The organism is Bhargavaea massiliensis, assembly GCF_050480245.1.
GTDB lineage: Bacteria > Bacillota > Bacilli > Bacillales > Anoxybacillaceae > Anoxybacillus.
Genome location: NZ_JBCNEQ010000022.1, coordinates 1 through 1,493, shown reverse-complemented (window position 1 = coordinate 1,493; position 1,493 = coordinate 1). Strand labels below are relative to the sequence as shown.

Here is a 1,493-nt window from a genome sequence, read left to right as displayed (position 1 = left end):
AAAAAATAATCGGCCTTGACAGAAAAAGGATTCTAAATCTCAATATGGATTTATTATTGTAACTAGTTACCCTAAATATAAATAAGTAAATAAGAGGTGTAAGGGATGGATATAAGAAAAGAGTTTGAAACCCTCCAGTATTTTTTTGATTCATATTATAATCAGACTTTTTTCGACGCAAGATTAGAAGATAAATTTTTAGAGTTTCTTAATGAAGAACCTAAATGGGTACCAAAGGCGCTGAAACAGGAAATTCAAAAGTTAGAACAAATATATAATAATAAAGATATTGAGACATGGAAAAAAATAGAGGAACTAGTGCATGAAAATAGTATGCGATATTTTCCATACGAAGATGGTAAAGAGTTTATTGAAATAGCCAGTAAATTATTAAAAAATGTATAATGTTAAAATTGAAATAATGTTAGGCCTACTCCCCATGAGTAGGCTTCAGACTGTTGACAAAATGGTTGTAAGGCAATTACCTGGCGAACAGTGCCTGGCACTGTTCGCCATTTCGCTAGGGAGAAGTGGATGTGTCCGCTTCTCCTACATTTTTTATATATTCACCCTTACAAAAATGTAAGGGTATTTTTTATTTTTAGACATCTGAAAATGAGGTTTGAATGTTAATATAGACATATACAATTAAACGAAATTTTGCGAAGGAGTATGATTATGTTAGAAGACGTTACATTTAGAATAGCGGGTATAGATGATTTACCGACAATCGTTAGCATTTACAACTCGACAATTCCAAGTCGATTAGTAACTGCTGATACAGAGCCCGTATCGATAGACGATAGATTGGAATGGTTTAAGGAACACAACCCTAATCAAAGACCTTTATGGATGGTGGAATATGGAGATGAAGTTTGTGGTTGGGTAAGCCTTCAATCTTTTTACGGGAGACCAGCCTATCATGCGACTGCTGAAATAAGTATTTATCTTCATGAAAATTTTAGAGGAAAAGGGTTAGGGAAAAGGATTTTAGCTAAAGTGATCGAGGAGTGTCTGAAGTTTAGCATTGATACTTTGCTCGGATTCATCTTTGCGCACAACGAGCCAAGCATGAAACTATTTTTGAGTGTAGGTTTTGAGAAGTGGGGATATTTGCCGGAAGTCGCTCAATTGGATGGGATAAAAAGAGATTTAGTTATTGTCGGAAAGAAGATTCCTCATTTTTAGTATGAGAAACAGGGGCTACTCCTTTGTTATGAAAGTAGCCCTGTCCTCTAATTGACTTAAAAAACAAAGAATAGAACCGATAGCTTGAATTTCATTTCCATATACACCTAACGTATCGGGCGTTTCAGCATCTGCTTCTAGCGCATTTCCCGTTGCTTGCAATACGTTTCCACATAAATCAAGAGCAAACTGTTTTTTTGCCGCTTAGAGAAGGAATGCTCGCAATGGCCGAAGTAACAGTACCTATCGCTTGAGTAAATGAACCGATCAGTGCTTTCGGTTGATTCATCCTATTTCGCGCAGGA

At 36.0% G+C, this 1,493-nt stretch carries 3 protein-coding genes; 2 read left to right on the top strand and 1 reads right to left on the bottom strand.

The genetic code is table 11. From position 1 onward, the window contains the following. The first annotated feature begins 105 nt into the window (after positions 1-105). A complete protein-coding gene (locus tag ABEV15_RS05985; protein ID WP_050368178.1) occupies positions 106-405 on the top strand; it encodes a hypothetical protein in 300 nt (99 codons plus the stop codon). Positions 406-678: 273 nt separating this feature from the next. Further along, positions 679-1,188 (top strand): GNAT family N-acetyltransferase, encoded by a 510-nt coding sequence (locus tag ABEV15_RS05980; protein WP_498852656.1) that lies wholly within the window; start codon positions 679-681, stop codon positions 1,186-1,188. 15 nt (positions 1,189-1,203) lie between these two features. Here ABEV15_RS05980 and ABEV15_RS05975 read toward each other — a convergent pair whose 3' ends face one another. Beyond that, entirely contained in the window at positions 1,204-1,350 is a 147-nt protein-coding gene (locus ABEV15_RS05975; protein ID WP_429637780.1) for a DUF6944 family repetitive protein, read from the bottom strand. Positions 1,351-1,493: the final 143 nt, after the last annotated feature.

Excerpts from the sequence above, each read along its gene's own strand:
- ABEV15_RS05985 (WP_050368178.1), top strand. The coding sequence starts at position 106 with ATGGATATAAGAAAAGAGTTTGAAACCCTCCAGTATTTTTTTGATTCA.
- ABEV15_RS05980 (WP_498852656.1), top strand. The coding sequence starts at position 679 with ATGTTAGAAGACGTTACATTTAGAATAGCGGGTATAGATGATTTACCG.